The following is an 18,550-nucleotide window of genomic DNA, read 5'->3' on the forward strand; positions in this document are numbered from 1 at the left end:
CTTCTCGAACCCGGTTGGTTTGTCAAACAACGCCTCTTTTTTAGAACCTGGTACTAAAACAGTATAAAGCATCGCGCCTTAAAAAGAAAGAAAAAAAGCTGTCATAAGTCCGTAAAACCCGCTGCAGACGGAGATGTTGTTCACATTTAAGGACTTCGGAACCAGCGTGAAGGCAGCACTTCCCTGTATCCGGGCAAAAAAAATAGCACCCCACCGAAATGAAGTACTACTTTGAGTTTCGAGTTTCAGCCATTCAAGCTTATTGGTTGATGATTTCTCTTGATTTGTATGTTCCGCAAACTTTGCATACGTGGTGAGCAAGCTTCAATTCTCCGCATTGTTCACATTTTACCATGCCCGGCACAGCCAATTTGAAATGCGTGCGGCGTTTGTCGCGGCGCGTTTTGGACGTTCTCCGTTGAGGTACTGCCATGGTTCCCACCTCCTTATTCGAGTCAACCCTACCAAGCGGTATTTTTGTTTACTTCATCAATCTTGCTTTTTGAAAAAATCACCGAGCGCTGCGAGACGCGGATCGATCGCTTCCGTATTGCAGCCGCATTCCCGTTCGTTCAGATCGGTTCCGCACACGGGGCAAAGCCCTTTGCAGGAATCCTGGCACACGACGGCAAAAGGCAGATTCAGCAGCAGCGTTTCTTCGACATAAGGGATCAAATCCACCCGGTCTTCGGAAACAACATGCAACTCCTCATCTTCATCCTGCGCTAACAGCTCCGACTCAGGATCGTCGCTTTGTTTGAAGCTTTCTGCAAATTCGGCCGAAACCATGTGTTTCAGCGGCTTAAGACATCTGGAGCAAGACATGTCCAGCTCTACCGTAAGTTTCCCGCTTACATCCACAACGCCGCCTTCGGCTGAAGCAGCCTGGAGGTCGACCTGAAGCGGTCCGATTCCGGTAATGTCCTTCCGTCCTTTAACGACATGACTCACATCCAGAGCTTGGGAAATCTCCAGCGGCCCTTCGGATGAGGCTATCTGACGAAAATTAAAAAACATCCACATCACTCCAAACAAACAAAAATTATTATACCGATTTTAAGTAAGTTTTGTCAACATCAAAGCCTTGACTTCACACTCAAAGTTCTCAAGCAAATTTAGCTTCTTCCAAGGCTTCATGATATATTCTTTATTAAACCCTGTTTTCACCCATTGAAAAAGGAGAATGATCGGAATTGAACATTGTTGGACTCGTCGTCGAATACAATCCGCTGCATAACGGACATGCCTACCATTTCGCCGAGGCAAAGCGGCTATCTGGCGCGGACGCGGCCGTCGCCGTCATGAGCGGCAATTTCCTGCAGCGCGGCGAGCCGGCGCTGGTCGACAAATGGGCCCGTGCGGAAATGGCGCTGCGCCTCGGCGTAGACCTCGTGCTGGAGCTGCCGGTCGCCTATGCGGTGCAGCCCGCCGAGTGGTTCGCGCGCGGCGCGGTGGCTCTGCTCGAAGCGACAGGTGTAGTCACGCACCTGTGCTTCGGCAGCGAAGCGGGCTCGCTCGCGGAGCTCGCGCCGCTGGCCGGGCGGCTCGCCGATGAGTCCGGCGAGCTGAAAGCCGCGATCGCCGCGGAGCTTGCGACCGGCGCGAGCTACCCGGCCGCGTACGCCGCCGCGGCCGCACGCACGCTGGCCGCCCGCAATGGCGGCGCGGGCGAAGCAGAAGCCGCCGCAGCGCGCGCGATTCTGGAGCAGCCCAACAACAGTTTGGGGCTGCATTACCTCATCGCGCTGCGGCGGCTTCACAGCGGCATCCGGCCGCTCACGGTGCGGCGGCGGGCCGCCGGGTACCGCGACGCGCAGCCGCGGGACGCGCGGATCGCCAGCGCGACCGCGGTGCGCGGGCTGCTCGCGGGCGGCGGGCTCGCGGCGGCGGAGCCGTACGTGCCGCCGTTCGCGGCGGAGATTCTCGCCCGCGAATATGCCGCGGGACGCGGGCCGGTCACGTGGGAGAGCTTCGCGATGCCCTTGTTCCACCGGCTGCTGAGCGCTTCGCCGCAGCAGCTGGCGGATAGTCATGAAATGACCGAAGGATTGGAATACCGGATCAAAAAAATGCTTCCCGAGCTTGACCGTCCTTCCGTCGCCGAACTGCTGCAGCGTTTAAAAACAAAACGTTACACGCATACCAAGCTCCAGCGGCTGCTGCTTCATGTTTTGCTTGGGCACGGCCCGGCCGAGTTATCGCCGGAAGCGTTGTCCGCCGGACCGGGATATTTGCGCGTGCTCGGCTTCAGCGAAACGGGAAGGGAGCTGTTGAGAACCATGAGGAAAACAGCCTCTCTTCCGGTTGTAACCAGAGCGGCCGAGCTATCGCATCCGCAGCTTGAGCTCGATATCCGGGCGTCCTCAGTATACGTCAACGCCATGCCTAGCCAGGACGCCTCGTTGTGGTTCAGGGATTACCGGCAGCCGCCTATCAGGCTTTAGGCTGCAGCGTATCCAGGTATTTCAGCGCGTCGTCCACCTTTTTGACAGGCACCAGCTTCATCTTTGAGCCAATCTCCTCGGCTTTGGCTTTAGCGTCCTTATAGTTCTCCTCCGGCACGAAAAATATTTCCGCCTTTTCCCGGTTGGAAGCGACGATTTTGAACTGCACGCCGCCGATCGGGCCAACGGTCCCGTCCTCTGCCATCGTGCCGGTGCCGGCGATGCGATAGCCTTTGCTGAGATCTCCCGGGGTCAATTGATTGTAGATTTCCAGCGTAAACATCAGTCCGGCCGAAGGACCGCCGATATTGGTTTTCGCAAAATTGACCTCGACGTTTTTGTCTTTCGGCTGAACCTTAAGCACTTCTCCTACGGTAACTCCCATGCCCGCCTTATGCGCCCCTTCGGCATCGACTATATCGACAAGCTCGACCTGCTCGTCGATCGTTTTCCCCCCGCGTTCCAGTTGGACTTCAACTTGATCCCCCGGTTTTTTGTCCTTTAATAGGGCAGACAAATTCTCGAATTTGGTTACCGGTTTCCCGGTGACCTGACGAATGATATCTCCGGATTGAAAGTTTCCTTTCGGCATGCTCGTTTTGGATAAGCCTACGATAAACACGTATTGGGACACCACGTCATAGGGCACCCCCGCTTTTTTGTACGCCGACATGATCGCACTCGATTGTGAAGTGCTCATGTAATATTGCTGCTGGGTCTCGTACTCCGCCTCGTTGCGGTCCGGCTCTTTTTTCACGATCTCGGCCTGCTTATTGAATTTGGACGTAAACAGCAGCCATACGTTGGCGTAGCTCACCGAGACCGTCGTCAGCATAAACGTCCCTTTTTCCTCCGGATCTCCCGACTTGATGCTGACCATCGGCTTGATTTCCTCCGCCGTGCCCGGCTGATTAATCATGTAAGGCGTGGACATAAACACAACCACATAAACAACAATGGCAAGCGTCAAAACGTATAATCCCGCTTTTACGGCGGCTGATCTCGACTTTTTCATCCTGCATCCTCCTTCGAGCGGCCAAGTAACCATGGTCTGTGAATTCCGTACTTCGCATAAGCATGTACTACATGTATTACGATTTCGTATTCCATCTATCCAAGAAGAAGGTGTATGTGCTTGAATCAAAAAAATATAGCCAAAGGCAGCTTATCCGCCACCGTTCTCTTTGGCATAGCCGCCTTCTTGCTAGTCGTCTGCATCGTATATGCGCCGGGGGAAGCCTTCAAGGCTTCCGGACAGGGACTGGCCATTTGGTGGAAAATCGTGTTCCCGGCCCTGCTCCCCTTTCTTGTGCTGTCGGAGATCCTGCTAGCAAGCGGATTCGCGCAGGGTATCGGAACCCTCATCGAACCGTTTAGCCGCAGGCTGCTAGGACTGCCCGGTTCATTCGGCTGGGTCCTGCCGCTCGGAATGACCGCAGGCTTCCCGGCCGCCGCCAACGCCGCGGCATCCTTGTACAAGCAAGGAAAAGTCTCCGCTGCGGAAGCGGAGCGCATGGCTGCCGCCGCTCATTTTGCCAGCCCGATGCTGCTGGTCGTCGTGATCGGAGCCGGTTTTTTGAACCATCCCGATTTCGGACTTCTCCTGCTCGGGATTCACTGGATTTCAGGCCTTGCCGCCGGAATCACTATGCACTTCGGTTTCTCCTCTAGCGGTAACAAATCCGCATCTTCCGGCAAACAAGAATCTTCCCGGCTGCGTACGGCTTTTCGCCGCATGGAGCAAGCCCGAGAGGAAGACGGCCGGAGTTTCGGCAAATTGCTTGGCGACTCCGTTGCCGTAAGCGTGCAGACGCTTATGATAACCGGTGGTTATATTCTTATTTTTGCCGTCATGATTCATGTCATTTTTTCTTTGCTGCCCGGAGCGGTCAGGGAGCTTCCGTTAGCCGGTCTTTTTGAAGTTCATCTCGGAACGTACGCCCTTTCGCAGTCCACACTGCCGTCGTCCTTTGTCGCTGCGCTGCTTGGCGCCGCTTTGGGATGGAGCGGTCTCTGCGCTTATTTGCAGGTTCGGGCCATTTTGAGGCCTGCCGGGATCAAAGAGCGTTTTTTTCTCGTTTACCGTCTGCTTCATGGCGTGTACGCTTATGTAATCACGCTGCTTGTGTGGAAACCGGCCTTGAGATGGCTGCCCCAAGCCCTGCCTACCTACGCCGGGAACGAACGGGTCGCTGCCTGGAACCCATCGGCAGGCTCAATTATGCCGAACTGGCGGCAAACCATCGGCGTGCTGGAATGGCAATTTTGGATGCTCGGAATGTTGACGCTTGGTTTTCTGTTGCTGGCGCTGATTTGGAGACAACGTCGCGAAAACTAATGACGCATTATGGCTGAAGCTTTTTTCCCCCGGGAAGATGGCTGTATTTGTGCTTAAGCGCCCTTTCCACTTCCGCGGGAACCAAATCGCTGACGTCTCCGTGAAAGCTGGCGATTTCCTTGACGACGCTGGAGCTCAAATACGAATATTTGGGATTGGTCATCATGAAAATGGTTTCGACCTCGCTGTTCAGCTTGTGATTCGTCGAGGCGAGCTGCAGCTCATATTCAAAATCGGTGACCGAACGAATTCCCCGGACGATCACATGCGCTTGTTTGTAATCCATATAATTGACCAACAAATCGCGGAAGCTGTCAATTTCCACATTGGGCAGATGTGCAGTAACTTCAGTCAGCAGCTCTTTTCGTTCATCCACCGTAAAAAGCGGGCTTTTGCTCAAATTGTTAAGCACCGCCACAATCAGTTTGTCAAACTGGCGGGAAGCCCGCTGAATGATATCCATATGTCCCTTGGTTACCGGATCGAAGCTGCCCGGATATACCGCGATGCGCGGCCTTCTTAGCTGTTCGTTCATGTTGTTTGTTCCTCCTCTTTCGTCTTTCCTGGGAGCAAAGCGGTCTCGGGTTCATACGCATAAATCGATACGGCCGTTTCGCCGTATTCCGCTTTGCGTTTTTGCGTGAAACTCCCGAAGCGGTCAGGATACTCGTAGGAGGACTCATATTCCAAAACAATGGTCGCCCCGGGCTCCAGCAGCTTAAGCTCGTCCATTTGCGACATCAGCTTATCCCCATGCTTCAACCGGTAAGGCGGATCCAGGAACACCAGATCAAAAGAAGCCTCGCGTTTGGCCAGCGCTTTTAACGCCCGTTCCGCATCGTTCTTGTATACTTCGGCTCGGCCCTCAACACTGGCGGCCTTAAGATTGGCCCGAACCGTTTCAATACTCTTGTACTCCATGTCGATAAACACCGCTTTTTCCATGCCGCGGCTGAGCGCCTCGATGCCAAGGCCCCCCGTGCCGGCAAACAAATCAAGGACCGACCCGCCGTCGAAATAGGGGCCGATCATGCTGAACATGGCTTCCTTGACCTTGTCGGTCGTCGGCCTTGTCCCCATGCCGGGCACCGCCTTCAGACTCCTGCCCCGAGCGCTTCCCGATATGACTCTCATATTTGTTTCACACCCTTATAAATTGCCTTACTAAAATTCCTGTCGATATCGTACCACAATCCCGGGAAGATTGAAAAATATCGATAACATTTTTTAACACTCCATGTATATTTCGGCCTCGCCCGGACAAACTTGAGATATCGACATCACCAAATGTCGTAGACAACCGCGGAGAAGACTTACGTTTCCCCATAAGCTCTTCGTCCGGTTTCTCCTCTCCCATGATGGGCGTCCCGCGAGGGGCGCCCGGACAAAAGCTCTTGTAGCCAGCAATTCTACGAGGGCTTTTGTCCTTTTTTTGTGTGTTGGGTACCAAATCTTTTTTCCTTTCTCATCAAGTAATCAGAAACCCTTGCCCTACAATTTATTCTTTGCATAGAGCCAGTTATAATAACCCGCATGCTTAATTTCATCTGTCATTATTTCAAAAATCCAATCCCGGTACTCTGGCTGTATGTTCAGGTAAATCGTTCTGTACTTTTCAAATGCGCCAAGTTCCCCTAATATTGCTTTCTCTAAACCTGCAAGATAGGTAGGTGGCAAGGCTTCTAATTGCTCTTTCGATTCAACTGGTTCTTGGCCAGTAAGTTGCACATATAGATTCCTAAACATTCGACGATGTTTTCTCTCGTCATCTCGAATCCTTCCGATTATTTCCTTTTCCTGTTCGGAAGGTGCTTCCTTAATCAAAAAATCATAAAACATTTCATCATTACGTTCGCCTTCAATAGATTGCGTGATAAGTTTAATGACCATATCATTTCGATAATAATAATTTCTGTTATTAAAGCTGGTATACGTATAAGGATAGAAGTTCATGAAGAATGTACACTCCTCTTCTATATTTGATTCGCCCAAATGTAAAGTATTCACCTTAATGGGCTGTTGTTACCATATAGTTAACCAGCTTGGCCATATCTTATGGACAATGGAACTGGACCCGAAATTCTGCAATGTCCGCAATAATCCAGACCATGGGATTAGCAAGTACAGCCTCACTATTATCCTCTTGCATACGATTAATGCACCGGAGTTGAAATCCTTCCGCCCCCTTCACTTTTATTTTAATTAGCTATATAATCCTTATATTGTTTATGTTCAATTGAATAGCAGGTTTTCTAGGGTTCCGCAGTTGAATTTGACTGGTCAGGTCCGAGAGAAAACGCACGGTAATTACCGTGTACACGGAGGGATAAAAGCCCGGGAGGAACATCTAAAAAGATGTTCTTCCCGGGCTTTGCTTCATTGTACAGAGAAACTAACCGGACAAAGGAGAGTGTGCAAGATGAACAAACACTGGCTATTGGTAATGATTGCGGCGATATTTGAAGTTCTGTGGGTAGCAGGACTAAAACATGCTGATATTTGGTTCGAATGGGTCGCAACCATCATAGCTATTTTGATCAGTTTCGGGGGATTGATTTATGCAGGGAGACATTTGCCTACCAGCACTGCTTATGCGGTCTTTGTAGGATTGGGAACAACGGGTACTTCAATGACGGAAATGATCTTGTTCGATGTTCCATTTAGCTGGGGGAAAATAGGGTTAATCGTCACATTATTGATAGGGATCTTCGGTCTTAAACTCGTTACAAAAAGCTCTGAAGATCCTAAGGAGCGAGGTGAGATGTTGTGAGTTGGTTCGTTTTAATTTTTGCCGGCCTTTTCGAAGTTGTTGGCGTTATGGGCATAAATTGGGTTAATCGACGCCTTTCGCTTCGTTCCGCCATCATTATGGCAGGCGGATTTATCGCCAGCTTTGGACTTCTGTCGATAGCCATGAAGGAAATACCCATGGGAACTGCATACGCCACCTGGACAGGGATCGGAACTGCCGGCGGAGCCATAATGGGCATGCTTTTTTATGGAGAATCCAAGAATATAATCCGTTTATTTTTTATCTTGCTGATTATTGTATCAGTGATGGGGCTGAAACTGATCAATTAATGATGCGCACCAGGATAAGCAAAATAGCCAACGCAAAAAGAACCTGCAATTGCACATGCAGGCTCTCTCTATGGTTGTCTAAATTTTTGATGCTTGGGAGCCAAACGTCAGTTCACTGTATAGTGTGTCGCCGGTCCTCATGGATGATAGCTCGTATGTCTCGCAAAGGCGAAAGTCCAAACAGCCGTTTATATTCACGGCTAAACTGCGTTAAGCTTTGGTAACCGACCCTTAGCGCCGTTTCCGTTACATGGACGCCGTCAAGCAGCAGGATGCGCGCTTCCTGAAGCCGAAGCCGCTTCTGGTACTGCAAGGGAGCCATGGCGGTCACTTCTTTGAATTTATAATGCAGATTCGAAACGCTCATATTCCCCAGTTCGGCCAATTCCTCGATGGTAATAGATTTGTCGAAGTTAATCGTAATCCAGTCGATCACTTTGCTGATTCCGGCAGCTTCCTGGTGCAGCAGCATGTTTTTATAAAAAATCGCCCCCCTTTCACCGTCCAACAAGCGGTAAATGATTTCCCGTTTCACGGCTGGAGCGAGATAGTTGGCCGCCCGGACGTCGGAGGACAACCGCAGGAGCCTTTCAACGCCTTCAAGCACATTCACATCGGGTTCCCCGACAAAGATGCACGATTGCAAACCCGGCTCCTTGCGGGGAACCAGATCGGCTTCCAAGGCGACGGCAGCCACTTCTCCCGGTGTCAGGTCAATCTGCACTGCCATATAAGGAGAGTCGGCGGTAGCTTCCGTCACCTGTCCGTTTACCGGTATATCCACGCTTGCAGCCAGAAGATCTCCCGCTCCGGATTCAAATACTTTTGTGCCAATCTGCAGTTTCTTCTTTCCCTGTAAAACGATGCATAAGGAAGGTCTGAGAACTCCATGAGTCAGCAATATAGGTTGGCTTTCTTTTATAATCGTCAGAAAAGGGATTGGCGTCCGATGAACCCTCTCCGAGAAAGGCGTTTGCAAGCTTAGGTCCAGCATCCGGTTAAGGATTTCTTTGACATCTGCCTGAATGTTGTTCATTTTCTTTGTCCTTTTCCTGTTTAATTTTAAATCTCAGGCAATATTTAAACACGGGATAGGCGGAAAAGCAATGCTGTCCGCTTTTGCCATATCCCCCCGACCTGCCATGGCTCATAATCCGTACATTCAGGATAATTAGGCAAAAAATCCATAGGAATGAACTTTCGATCCGAACAATCTCAAGATTATAATACTATTTGTCCGGGAGAAAACAAACAGTGTTTGAACGATTGCTTATTACCCGCAGACTACATTACTGTTCAAGAACAAGGAGGCTAAGCCATATGAAGTACAAACAGCTCGGCAATACAGGATTACTGGTTTCCCAGCTTGCTTTGGGCACAATGACCTTTAGCAAGGGAGAGGGCATCCATAAAGTAGTTGGTTCCGTGGGGCAACAGGAAGCCGATCAAATGGTGAAAAAGAGTGTCGATATCGGCATTAATTTATTCGATACTGCCGATGTTTACGGCGATGGCGAAAGCGAAATCACGCTGGGACAATCGTTTCGCAACCTGGGGATTGCGCGGAAGGATGTTGTAATAGCCAGTAAAGTATACATGCGGGTCGGACAGGGCCGAAACGATGTGGGAGCTTCAAGAGGCCATATCATGGACGCTGTGGACGCCAGCTTGAAGCGGCTGAATACGGACTATATCGACCTTTATCAAATCCACGGCAGCGATTTCCTGACTCCGGTCGAAGAAACCTTGCGGGCACTGGATGATCTGGTTGCGCAAGGCAAGGTTCGGTACATCGGCGTATCCAACTGGCAGGCCTGGAAGATCGCCGATGCCCTCGGTATTTCGGAACGTAAAAATATGGCCCGTTTTGAAACGCTGCAGGCTTATTATTCTCTCGCAGGCCGGGATTTGGAACGTGAACTGGGACCGCTGCTGGAAGCGAAGAAAATGGGCCTGCTGATCTGGAGTCCGCTTGCGGCCGGTCTTCTGTCAGGCCGTTACGACCGTCACAATCAGAAAGCGGAAGATTCGCGCCGGACGGCATCCGATTTTCCGATTGTGGACAAGGAGCGCGCCTGGAACATTATCGACACCCTTAAACCGATAGCTGAAGCGCATGGAACAAATGTGGCGAGTGTCGCATTGGCGTGGCTGCTCACCAGACCCGTAGTCACCTCCGTGCTGATTGGAGCGAAGCGGATGGATCAGCTTGAGGCTAATTTGGCTGCCGCGGATCTGGAGCTGACCGCTGACGAAATTCAGCGTCTCGATGAAGTAAGTACTCTTCCGCCCGAATATCCGGGATGGATGGTTGAATTCCAAAAACACGGCCGCTTGGAACCTTCCCCGCTTCGGCTGGATTAATCGTTCGAACGCAATTCATACCTTAAAAATATACAGAAAAAAGAAACCGTTCTTTTGTAAAATGGATGCCAACCAACCATTTACGAAAGCAACGGTTTCTTGCTGTTAGTTCAAACAAGTTTTAATCTTTCATCAAATAAATCCGTACTCCCCAAGCTCCAATCTCTATCTGCGCATCCTTCTTTAACTCTGTCTCCGATAAAAGCTCCACCGCATCCCCATGCGGATTGTTTAAGGACACCGCGGCATCGGAGTAATTGAAATAATACCGGATGGTTTTGCCATCCTGATTGATTCCCGATTTTACGACGACCGGAAAAGCAAGCTCTTGGTCTTTTCCCCAAAGCCCCGCCCCTTGAGCGGCCGCTTTAAGCACGCTTTTCACGACGGATGAATCCGCCATGCAGCCGATATATGTTGCCGTTCCCAGGCCAAAGCGGTTGCGGGTAATCGCCGCGTATTCGCCCCATGCAGGATGATCGTAGCGGTACAGCACTTCCGCCGTAGTCGGGGTAATCAGCTCCATCCAGGACTCTATGAGGCCTTCCTCCGCCCCGACGCTCTCGCTCACCCGCTTCAATCCGGTCTCGTGGGGCGAGACGAACATGCTGTACTCGATGCCGCAAGCTTCGCCGATGATTCCCGGCTGCGTGATGTGCCGCACTTTTACGATTTCATCGGCGAAGCCGCTTTTGAAGGAATACACGACGTGTCCGCCTTGCCGGACATAAGCGTTCAGCCGCTCCAAAGCGACATCCGGGGCCGCGTACAATGCCGGAACAACGATCAAGCTGTATTGAGATAAATCCTCATAGGAAGGCGGGATAAAGTCACATTCGAGATTCATCCGGTACAGTTCGTCGTACAGCCATCGGACTACATCGTTGTACTTCCGGCCATCCGGCAGCTTGAACCACTCCATCGCCGTCAATGACTCATTGCTGATCATGACGGCGATTTTGTTCTCTTTTCGCAGACCCGCCAACTGTTCGCTTAAGACATGAAAGTCCCTTCCAATCGTTTTGGCTTCAAGAAAGACCGGATTGGGTTTGAAATCATGGCTAAGCAGCCCTTTCCAATACGTTTCGATGGAATTGTGGATCGAATGCCAATGCCAGTAAGCGACCATATTGGCGCCGGAAGCCAGGTGGCTGAAAGCCTGCAGTCTTAGCTGCCCCGGGTACGGCGTCCAATGCGAAAAGCCTTGGGCCTGCGTCTCCATAACCAGATAATTGCCGCGCTTTAAAGAGCGAGCCAGATCCCCGCCGAACGAGATCTCCGCCCCCGTCAGCTCATGCTGGCCAGGGTGATAAATATCGACGCCGGCGATATCGAAAGCCCGAGCCGCGGCAAAATGGTCCACCGACGGCTGCACGCCATACGAATAACCGCGGAAATCCAAATCAAAATTTTGCGTGACGAATTGTCCCGGCTGCTTGTATTCATTGATCAGCTCCACCTGCCAAGCCAGAAAATCCGTGACCAGCTCCCGCTGAAACTTAGCGAATTCTGCCCCCAGGCTCCCGTTGATGGTGCCCACCATCGAAGGGAAGTCCTCCCAGCTGTCGATCCGGTTGCTCCAGTAATCCAGCCCGAATCTGGCGTTAATCACGTCCAGCGAGCGGTACTTCTCCCTCATATACTTGACGAACCGGAGCTGTACGTTTTCCCCGGCAGTGTCGTAATGCTTTGTTTCATTATCCGCCTGGTACCCGATAACCGCAGGATGCTTGCAGACATGTCCGATCAGTCTGCGAATGATCCGCTCCGCGTGGAACAGATAGACCGGGTTTGTGATATCCATAATCTGTCTGGCTCCATAATGCCCGGCCCCTTTGGCGGTGACGGCCAAAATCCCGGGATGCTCTTTCACCAGCCAGGTCGGAACGGCGTAAGTTGGTGTTCCCACGATCACTTCGATTCCGGCGTTATGCATCGCGTCAAGCACCCGGTCCACCGAAGTGAAGTCGAAGACGCCGTTTTGCGGCTCGTGGGTGCTCCAGGTTGACTCGGCAATGCGGACGACGTTGATCCCCGCTTCTTGCATCATCGCGATGTCTTCATACAGCCGCTCGCAGGGCATATATTCGTCGTAATAAGCGACTCCGTATCTTAGCTTGGCCATGGGCACAGCTCCTTTCAAGGACTAGCCTTTGATGGCCCCTTCGGCAATGCCTTCCATAATGAACTTCTGGAAAAACGAGTAAATCACGATAACCGGCAGCGCCGTCAGGACGAGAGCCGCCAGAATCAGCGACCATTCCTTGTTATATTCGCCGAACAGCGTGTTCGTGGACAGAATCAACGTATATTTGGTCGCGTCGGCGAGCATCAAGAGCGGCAGCAGGAAGTCGTTCCAAATCCACAAAAAGTCCAAAATCGCGATCGTCACCGTAATCGGCAGCAACAGCGGGAAAATAATGCGGAAAAACGTTTGGAATTCCCCGCAGCCGTCGATTTTGGCCGCCTCCTCCAGTTCGCGCGGGACGGACTTAACGAAACCGTGGTACAAAAAGATCGCCATGTTGACGCCGATGCCGACATAAATAACCGCCAGACCGTAGGTGCTTCCGCTGACGTGCAGAGCGTTGGCCATCCGGGTCAGCGGGATCATGATGGAGTGAAAAGGCACCAGCATCGAAGAAATAAACAGGAAGAAAATCAGTCCGCTCAGCTTTCCGCCCGTCCGCGATAGTTTGTAGCCCGCAAGCGCGGAGCAAAAGACGATTCCCGCGATCCCGATGATCGAGACAATGATGGAGTTCAGCATGCTGTGAAACAGATTGATTTTGTCAAAGGCCTGGGTGTAGTTTTCAAAATGCAGCTTGGTGGGCAGCGACGTAAAGGAGGCAAACATTTCGCCCTGCGTCTTCACCGAATTGATCAGAGCCAGATAAATCGGAAAAAAAGAGAAGATGGCGCCGACGCACAGAAACAGCGTGATGAACAGAGATGACGGTCTTTTGAGTCTCATGCTTCCACCTCTTTTTTCTTCATGATGCTGATCTCAATAAAGGTGAAGAGTAAAATAAATGCGAACAAAATCACCGATTTGGCGCTGGCATAGCCATAGCGGAAGTTGTTCGAAAAGGCCTCTTCGTAAATGTTCATCGTAATGACCTGGGTGCTGCGTCCCGGTCCGCCGCCGGTAAGGCCGTAAACGACCTCGAACACTTTGAAAGCGCCGTTCAGCGTCAGAAAGAAACAAATGGTCAAGGCATGCGTGATCATGGGAAGCGTCACTTTGCGGAACGTTTGAAAAGGCGTCGCGCCGTCGATTACGGCCGCTTCCTTCAGGCTTTCGGGAACGCCCTGCAGCGCGGCCAGATAAATGATCATCATATACCCGACGCCATTCCACAGCGCCACTGTCAGGATCGAGAAAAAGGAAACATGCGGATCGCCGATCCACAGCTGATTAAGGAAATGAAGCGACGTCTTTTCGGCCAATTGCGGCAGCACCTGGGAGAACACAAACGTCCACATGAAGGCGCTGATGATCGTACTGATCATATTCGGCATGAAGAAGATCGTGCGGAAAAATCCCTTGGTTCTTGTTCTGGTTTCAATGAAAACGGCCAGCACGAGCGCAAACAGATTTTGCAGCACAACCATGAACAGCACGTATTTCAGCGTAAACAGCAAGGAATGTATGAAATCCGGGTCTTGCGTCAGCGCTTCAACGAAGTTCCCCAATCCGATGAATGAATAGTCCCGATTGAGTCCGTTCCAGTCCGTGAAGCTGTAGAACATCCCGCCAAATGTAGGAATCAGCAAAAAGATGGCGTAAAAGATAAACGCGGGCGCAATGAAAGCAAACAGGGAGATATATTTTTTGTAGCTCTTGGTAGGCACAGTATTCGCCCCTCTCCGATATTTTTATATAGGTAAAGCGGGATGGAAAAGAAGGGGCTCCCTCTCCTTCCATCCCGCCATATAAGCTATTACTGATTGACTTTATTAAACGATTTCCACGCCTTGTCGAGCGCTTTGATCACGTCGTCCTGCGACATTTGGCCCGCATAATAAGCCTGCAGCCCTTTCCCGATTTCGTCTTTGACGATTTGCGGAATGACCGGATCTTGGAAGGACTTGCCTTCTTTCACGTAAACCGTGGCGTCGTCGATCCAAGGATAGCTCTTGAAGGTATGAACCGTAGCTACCGGATTGAATTTCAGCGCTTGGAAGAAATCATTGGAATCTTTGTCGTCCAGCACGTAATTCAGGAAATCAAGCGCGACTTCTTTGTTTTTGCTGGTCGGAGATACGGCCAGGGACGTGGATGCGCTCAGGTCGATCAACGCTTGGCTCGGATCTTCGCTGATCGGAAGCGGAGCTACGCCGAATTCGAAATTCGGATCGGATTTCAAAATCGTATCCGCATACCATGGCCCTTGCAGCCACATGGCCGCTTTCCCGGAAGCAAAGGCTGCCGCGCCGTCGTCGCCGCCCACTTCGGTCGCTCTTGGCGTACCGTTCTCATTGATCAAGTCAAAGATATCGAAAATGGCCGATTTCATTTCGCTGAAGGAACCCTCGTCCTTGTTCATGCGATCGATAAAGTCCGGCGTCTTGGTCTGCACCATTTCGCCGACCGCCAGCGGAAGCACGAGCTGAGGAATCCAAGACTCTTTGTAAGCGAGTTCAAAAGGAGTGATGTTGTTCGCCTTCAGTTTCTCGATCACGGCTTTCATTTCGGTCAAGGTCGTTGGCGGGGTGATTCCGAGGTCCGTGAACATTTTTTTGTTGTACAGATACCCCCAAGACAATGTTTCGAGCGGCAGTGCTACGATTTTCCCGTCGGTGGTTGTCACCATCGGCTTGACGCTGTCAAGCAGCTTGCCCGTAAACGGCTGGCTGGTCAGATCTTCCAGATAACCGGCTTTGTAAAATGAAGGAATGTCGTTGACCGCGTGAATGGAGAAAATATCGGGCGCGTCGTTGGATGCCAGCCGAGTCTTCAAAATTTGCGCTGCCGTATCCGAGGTTGGCATTTCAAGCTGAACGGAAACATCGATGTTTTTCTCCGCCTTTTCTTTAGCTGTAAAAGCGGCAATGTACTTGTCGAATTGCTCCTTGAAACGCGGAATCCCGATGAAGATTTTCAGCTTGGCGCTTGTGGCCTTTTCGCTGTTCGCTCCGCTATTTGCCGCCGCGTTGCCGTTTGCGGAGTTACTGCCGTTGCCGCCATTTCCGCCGCCGCAGCCGCCCAGAAGCATCGTCGTGGCGAGAACTGCACAAAGCACGCCTTTCGTCGTTTTTCTCATCTCGTTAAGACCTCCCAATGTGTAGGTAATGTTTACGTTTTCATTTTAACCGGATCGTGAAAGCGTTTAATTGGACGGAATTACCCTCTTGCATTGGATATTTTTAAACCTGCCCTTGTCTTCTCATTTCGCCTGGAGCCATACCGTAATGCTTCTTGAATACCCGGTGAAAATAGGCCACATCCTCGTAGCCGGTCAGCTCCGCCACCGTCTTGATGGGAATTTCCTCTTCCATGAGCCATTGCTTCGCTTTTTCCATACGGAGCTGCAAAATGTAATCCGTAATGTTAAATCCGTATTCCTGCTTAAACGCTTTGCTCAAATACTCTTTGCTTACGAAAAATATTCTGGCCAGGTTCTCCAGCGTCACAACCTCCGAGAAATGGCTGTCTATATACCGTCTGACTCCATCCAGATTCAGTTTGTTTTTGAATTTTCGCTGCTCGATCAACTGGTGCAAATGTTCCAGATACAGCCCGATCAGAAAGGCCGCCACATTCCTGCAAGATGTCAAACTCTCCTGGTTCAGCTCAAAACTCAGCGTTTCGGACTCCAGCGCATTGTCGGCCAGGAGCTCCTTCAGAAGCAGCAGCATTTCCTGTGCAACCTGCCATAACACGCTTTGCGAAAGTCTGCCGCCCAGCTCCAATTCCTCTCCCATTTCCTGCAGAGCGTCAAACACACCCTCCACATTCAATTCGTTAAAAAGAACCCGGAGCCGCTGCTTATAAGGGGACAGAAAATAGGAGACATCGATATCGAGAGAAAGCGATCCTGCTTCCCTCGAGGTTTCCAGCAGTTCTTTCTTGCAGCGGCTCAAAACCGCGTTCAGTTCCTCCAGACCCACGGGCTTCAGCAAATAATCCACCGCCCCGTAACGGATGGCATTCTGGGCGTATTTGAAGTCATCGTAACCGCTGACGACTACAATTTTGATCCCGGGGAAACGGGCATGCAAATGGTCCATCAGCATGACGCCGTCCGTCCCGGGCATCCTCATATCGGTAATCACGATTTCCGGAGACAACAACTCCGTAAGGCGCAATGCTTCCACGCCATCTTCCGCCTCTCCGACAATCTCCATCCCCTGTTCTTCCCATAAGCCAAAGGTCCGCAAAATATCGCGGTTCCAGCTTTCATCGTCCACCAGCAGTACTTTAATCAAGGTAATCACCGTCCCTTTCAAGCGGAATTCTGAGCGTCACCGTCGTGCCTTGTCCGAACCGGCTGTCCACGCTTAGCCCGTACCGTTCACCGAAATGCATTTGAATCCGGGAAGCCACATTATGAAGGCCAATTCGGCCGCCGCGAGTCCATAAACCTTCGGCCGGGTCGTTCAGCTGTCTGCGCAGCTCCTCCAGCCTGCTCTCGTCCATCCCGATTCCGTTGTCGCGAATGCTGATGACCACATCGTTATCCACGCGTGTAATTTTAACCGTCAGCTCCCATGGACCCGACTTCGGCTCCAGCCCGTGGGAAAAAGCGTTTTCCACGATCGGCTGAAGGCTTAACTTCGGAATGGCGCTGTTCAAAGCTTCTTCATCCACCTCGGTGTTAAAATGAAGCCGGGAAGCAAAACGTTGCTTCTGAATTTGCATGTAATTGTTCATATGGTTGAGCTCCGCATGCAGCGGCGCCACATCTTCAGGCTCCCGGATAATGTAGCGGAACATATCGCTCAGCGACCTGATCACCTCGTAGATTTCTTCGGGATTGCGCTTGAACAGCATGCTCCCGATCATTTGCAGCGTATTTTGCAGGAAATGCGGGTTAATTTGCGCTTGCAGCGCTTTCAGCTCGGCGCTTTTCTTATCCAGTCCGATAATATATTCCGTTTTAATATGCTCCCTGATGCGGTGGGACATTTGATAGAGCTTCGTTTCCAGAAAACCGATTTCGTCCATGCGGCTGCTGATCTGAACCTCCCGTTCCTTCATGAGCTCAAACCCTTTGATGGAGCGGGCCACCGTCACGATCGGCGCTGCCAGCCGCCAAGCCAAAATAGCCGCGACAAGAATCGCAACAATGACCGAAACCGAGCCCACAATCAGCCCGAAGTTCATGGTGGCAAGCGCGCTTTGATTAATGAAACTGTTCGGGACGACCGTGATCAGCTTTAGACCAACGGGATCTATCGTGCTGTAGAACACATACTCATGATCGGAGCGAAAATAACCTTCCGCATCGGTTGTGCCGGCAACCCGCTTTAGCGTCTCTGCAGACGGCGCCTGCCCCCAAGGCTGATACAGCACCGCCCCGTCGGGTCCGGCGATAAACACCGTTTGTACGTTTCCGCGTCCAAGCAGCTTCAAAGTCTGATCCAGCACACCCCAGCGGATTTCCAGCGAGACCCCGCCGAGTTTCTCCCGATCCTCAAAGCGGTTGATGCTGCGGACGAGCTGAAACTTGCTTTTGTCACTGCCGTCAGCCAGGATCATGAAGTCTTTGTTTTGATCCAGCAGCTGTTTATACGGGGCCGGAACATCTCCAGGGGATTTGAGATCATTCTGCGAAGCGTTGACCGTAAACAACTTGTTGGATTCCTTCAGATACAGCTCTACGCCGATGACCTGGTTGCCTGCGGAATAAAACAGGTTGAGCAGCATGTCGATGATATTTTTTTGCGCGGAGAATTGACTGGACAGGCTGGTCTCTCCCGCATTTGCCAGATAATCGCTCAAATTGGGATTGATCAGCACCGTGTAGATCAGGTTGTTAAGCCGGGAGAATTCGTCTCCCACATAAACCGACGTCCATTTCATATTGGAGAGATTCGTCCGGATGACCTCAGCCTCCATGGATCTGCGACTGTTCTCCGCAGCGAGAGCCGTAATCGTGACAATCGGAACAACCGCCAAAATAATCATGGCAAGGATCAGTTTATTGCGGATACTGCGCCGGAAAGGCCCCGTAAGCTTCTTCATCCATTTGGCAATCATTGTTGTTCAAGCCCCCCGCTCGATCTTTTTGTATTGGATGAGTCGTATAAAAAACAAACGCCCCGCGATATATATCGAGACGTAGTTTCGGATTGGCCCAAAGAATCGAAATGATTA

18 protein-coding genes and 1 riboswitch are annotated in these 18,550 nt (G+C 51.3%); of the genes, 5 read left to right on the forward strand and 13 right to left on the reverse strand.

Annotated elements, in window-relative coordinates; translation table 11 throughout:
- Positions 1–259: 259 nt before the first annotated feature.
- Positions 260–433, reverse strand: a complete 174-nt coding sequence (gene rpmF / locus ACI48K_RS02775) for a 50S ribosomal protein L32 (protein WP_018750828.1) — start codon at positions 431–433, stop codon at positions 260–262.
- A 56-nt stretch (positions 434–489) separates the two neighbouring features.
- Positions 490–1,017 carry a YceD family protein gene (locus ACI48K_RS02780; RefSeq protein ID WP_475026074.1) on the reverse strand — a complete coding sequence of 176 codons (528 nt, stop codon included), beginning with the start codon at positions 1,015–1,017 and terminating at the stop codon, positions 490–492.
- A 176-nt stretch (positions 1,018–1,193) separates the two neighbouring features.
- Here ACI48K_RS02780 and ACI48K_RS02785 point away from each other — a divergent pair, with 176 nt between their 5' ends.
- Entirely contained in the window at positions 1,194–2,444 is a 1,251-nt protein-coding gene (locus ACI48K_RS02785) for a nucleotidyltransferase (RefSeq protein WP_475026075.1), read from the forward strand.
- Here the strand turns inward: ACI48K_RS02785 and ACI48K_RS02790 are convergent.
- Positions 2,434–3,459 carry a SepM family pheromone-processing serine protease gene (locus tag ACI48K_RS02790; RefSeq protein WP_475026076.1) on the reverse strand — a complete coding sequence of 342 codons (1,026 nt, stop codon included), beginning with the start codon at positions 3,457–3,459 and terminating at the stop codon, positions 2,434–2,436. The two genes, ACI48K_RS02785 and ACI48K_RS02790, sit on opposite strands and share 11 nt — an antisense overlap.
- A 114-nt stretch (positions 3,460–3,573) precedes the next feature.
- Here ACI48K_RS02790 and ACI48K_RS02795 point away from each other — a divergent pair, with 114 nt between their 5' ends.
- Positions 3,574–4,782, forward strand: coding sequence for a nucleoside recognition domain-containing protein (locus ACI48K_RS02795; RefSeq protein WP_475026077.1), 1,209 nt, complete (start codon positions 3,574–3,576; stop codon positions 4,780–4,782).
- 7 nt (positions 4,783–4,789) lie between these two features.
- On the opposite strand, the gene coaD is transcribed toward ACI48K_RS02795, so the two are convergent.
- The 3 genes from coaD to ACI48K_RS02810 form a co-directional block, all read right to left on the reverse strand.
- Positions 4,790–5,317, reverse strand: a complete 528-nt coding sequence (gene coaD, locus ACI48K_RS02800) for a pantetheine-phosphate adenylyltransferase (protein WP_475026078.1) — start codon at positions 5,315–5,317, stop codon at positions 4,790–4,792.
- Positions 5,314–5,916, reverse strand: a complete 603-nt coding sequence (rsmD, locus tag ACI48K_RS02805) for a 16S rRNA (guanine(966)-N(2))-methyltransferase RsmD (RefSeq protein ID WP_475026079.1) — start codon at positions 5,914–5,916, stop codon at positions 5,314–5,316. The genes coaD and rsmD overlap by 4 nt, the downstream gene beginning before the upstream one ends.
- A 357-nt stretch (positions 5,917–6,273) precedes the next feature.
- Complete coding sequence (locus tag ACI48K_RS02810) at positions 6,274–6,735, reverse strand: ferritin-like domain-containing protein (protein WP_475026080.1); 462 nt, start codon at positions 6,733–6,735, stop codon at positions 6,274–6,276.
- 288 nt (positions 6,736–7,023) lie between these two features.
- Positions 7,024–7,125: riboswitch (guanidine-I (ykkC/yxkD leader) on the forward strand.
- Positions 7,126–7,201: 76 nt separating this feature from the next.
- Between ACI48K_RS02810 and ACI48K_RS02815 the strand changes: the two genes are divergently transcribed.
- Complete coding sequence (locus ACI48K_RS02815; RefSeq protein WP_475026081.1) at positions 7,202–7,552, forward strand: DMT family transporter; 351 nt, start codon at positions 7,202–7,204, stop codon at positions 7,550–7,552.
- The gene (locus ACI48K_RS02820) at positions 7,549–7,863 is read left to right on the forward strand and encodes a DMT family transporter (protein WP_475026082.1); all 315 of its coding nucleotides are present in this window, start codon (positions 7,549–7,551) and stop codon (positions 7,861–7,863) included. Before ACI48K_RS02815 ends, ACI48K_RS02820 begins: the two co-directional genes overlap by 4 nt.
- Positions 7,864–7,975: 112 nt before the next feature.
- On the opposite strand, the gene ACI48K_RS02825 is transcribed toward ACI48K_RS02820, so the two are convergent.
- Positions 7,976–8,899 carry an AraC family transcriptional regulator gene (locus ACI48K_RS02825; RefSeq protein ID WP_475026083.1) on the reverse strand — a complete coding sequence of 308 codons (924 nt, stop codon included), beginning with the start codon at positions 8,897–8,899 and terminating at the stop codon, positions 7,976–7,978.
- A gap of 284 nt (positions 8,900–9,183) precedes the next feature.
- On the opposite strand from ACI48K_RS02825, the gene ACI48K_RS02830 reads away from it, so the two are divergent.
- Positions 9,184–10,227: an aldo/keto reductase gene (locus ACI48K_RS02830; protein ID WP_475026084.1), complete on the forward strand. Its 1,044-nt coding sequence runs from the start codon at positions 9,184–9,186 to the stop codon at positions 10,225–10,227.
- A gap of 121 nt (positions 10,228–10,348) precedes the next feature.
- Here ACI48K_RS02830 and ACI48K_RS02835 read toward each other — a convergent pair whose 3' ends face one another.
- The 6 genes from ACI48K_RS02835 to ACI48K_RS02860 all read right to left on the reverse strand — a co-directional run bounded on the left by ACI48K_RS02835 (position 10,349) and on the right by ACI48K_RS02860 (position 18,433).
- The gene (locus tag ACI48K_RS02835; protein ID WP_475026085.1) at positions 10,349–12,352 is read right to left on the reverse strand and encodes a beta-galactosidase; all 2,004 of its coding nucleotides are present in this window, start codon (positions 12,350–12,352) and stop codon (positions 10,349–10,351) included.
- Between the two features lie 21 nt (positions 12,353–12,373).
- Positions 12,374–13,201 (reverse strand): carbohydrate ABC transporter permease, encoded by an 828-nt coding sequence (locus ACI48K_RS02840; protein ID WP_475026086.1) that lies wholly within the window; start codon positions 13,199–13,201, stop codon positions 12,374–12,376.
- Positions 13,198–14,082: a carbohydrate ABC transporter permease gene (locus tag ACI48K_RS02845; RefSeq protein ID WP_475026087.1), complete on the reverse strand. Its 885-nt coding sequence runs from the start codon at positions 14,080–14,082 to the stop codon at positions 13,198–13,200. Before ACI48K_RS02845 ends, ACI48K_RS02840 begins: the two co-directional genes overlap by 4 nt.
- 89 nt (positions 14,083–14,171) lie before the next feature.
- Positions 14,172–15,494: an ABC transporter substrate-binding protein gene (locus ACI48K_RS02850; protein ID WP_475026088.1), complete on the reverse strand. Its 1,323-nt coding sequence runs from the start codon at positions 15,492–15,494 to the stop codon at positions 14,172–14,174.
- A gap of 103 nt (positions 15,495–15,597) precedes the next feature.
- Positions 15,598–16,659, reverse strand: coding sequence for a response regulator (locus ACI48K_RS02855; protein ID WP_475026089.1), 1,062 nt, complete (start codon positions 16,657–16,659; stop codon positions 15,598–15,600).
- Complete coding sequence (locus tag ACI48K_RS02860; RefSeq protein WP_475026090.1) at positions 16,652–18,433, reverse strand: sensor histidine kinase; 1,782 nt, start codon at positions 18,431–18,433, stop codon at positions 16,652–16,654. Before ACI48K_RS02860 ends, ACI48K_RS02855 begins: the two co-directional genes overlap by 8 nt.
- Positions 18,434–18,550 lie beyond the last annotated feature (117 nt).

Source organism: Paenibacillus terrisolis (assembly GCF_056171975.1).

Excerpts from the sequence above, each read along its gene's own strand:
- ACI48K_RS02860 (WP_475026090.1), bottom strand. The coding sequence starts at position 18,433 with ATGATTGCCAAATGGATGAAGAAGCTTACGGGGCCTTTCCGGCGCAGT.
- ACI48K_RS02835 (WP_475026085.1), bottom strand. The coding sequence starts at position 12,352 with ATGGCCAAGCTAAGATACGGAGTCGCTTATTACGACGAATATATGCCC.
- ACI48K_RS02790 (WP_475026076.1), bottom strand. The coding sequence starts at position 3,459 with ATGAAAAAGTCGAGATCAGCCGCCGTAAAAGCGGGATTATACGTTTTG.
- coaD (WP_475026078.1), bottom strand. The coding sequence starts at position 5,317 with ATGAACGAACAGCTAAGAAGGCCGCGCATCGCGGTATATCCGGGCAGC.
- rpmF (WP_018750828.1), bottom strand. The coding sequence starts at position 433 with ATGGCAGTACCTCAACGGAGAACGTCCAAAACGCGCCGCGACAAACGC.
- ACI48K_RS02780 (WP_475026074.1), bottom strand. The coding sequence starts at position 1,017 with ATGTTTTTTAATTTTCGTCAGATAGCCTCATCCGAAGGGCCGCTGGAG.
- ACI48K_RS02815 (WP_475026081.1), top strand. The coding sequence starts at position 7,202 with ATGAACAAACACTGGCTATTGGTAATGATTGCGGCGATATTTGAAGTT.
- ACI48K_RS02850 (WP_475026088.1), bottom strand. The coding sequence starts at position 15,494 with ATGAGAAAAACGACGAAAGGCGTGCTTTGTGCAGTTCTCGCCACGACG.
- rsmD (WP_475026079.1), bottom strand. The coding sequence starts at position 5,916 with ATGAGAGTCATATCGGGAAGCGCTCGGGGCAGGAGTCTGAAGGCGGTG.
- ACI48K_RS02840 (WP_475026086.1), bottom strand. The coding sequence starts at position 13,201 with ATGAGACTCAAAAGACCGTCATCTCTGTTCATCACGCTGTTTCTGTGC.
- ACI48K_RS02810 (WP_475026080.1), bottom strand. The coding sequence starts at position 6,735 with ATGAACTTCTATCCTTATACGTATACCAGCTTTAATAACAGAAATTAT.
- ACI48K_RS02825 (WP_475026083.1), bottom strand. The coding sequence starts at position 8,899 with ATGAACAACATTCAGGCAGATGTCAAAGAAATCCTTAACCGGATGCTG.
- ACI48K_RS02830 (WP_475026084.1), top strand. The coding sequence starts at position 9,184 with ATGAAGTACAAACAGCTCGGCAATACAGGATTACTGGTTTCCCAGCTT.
- ACI48K_RS02795 (WP_475026077.1), top strand. The coding sequence starts at position 3,574 with ATGTGCTTGAATCAAAAAAATATAGCCAAAGGCAGCTTATCCGCCACC.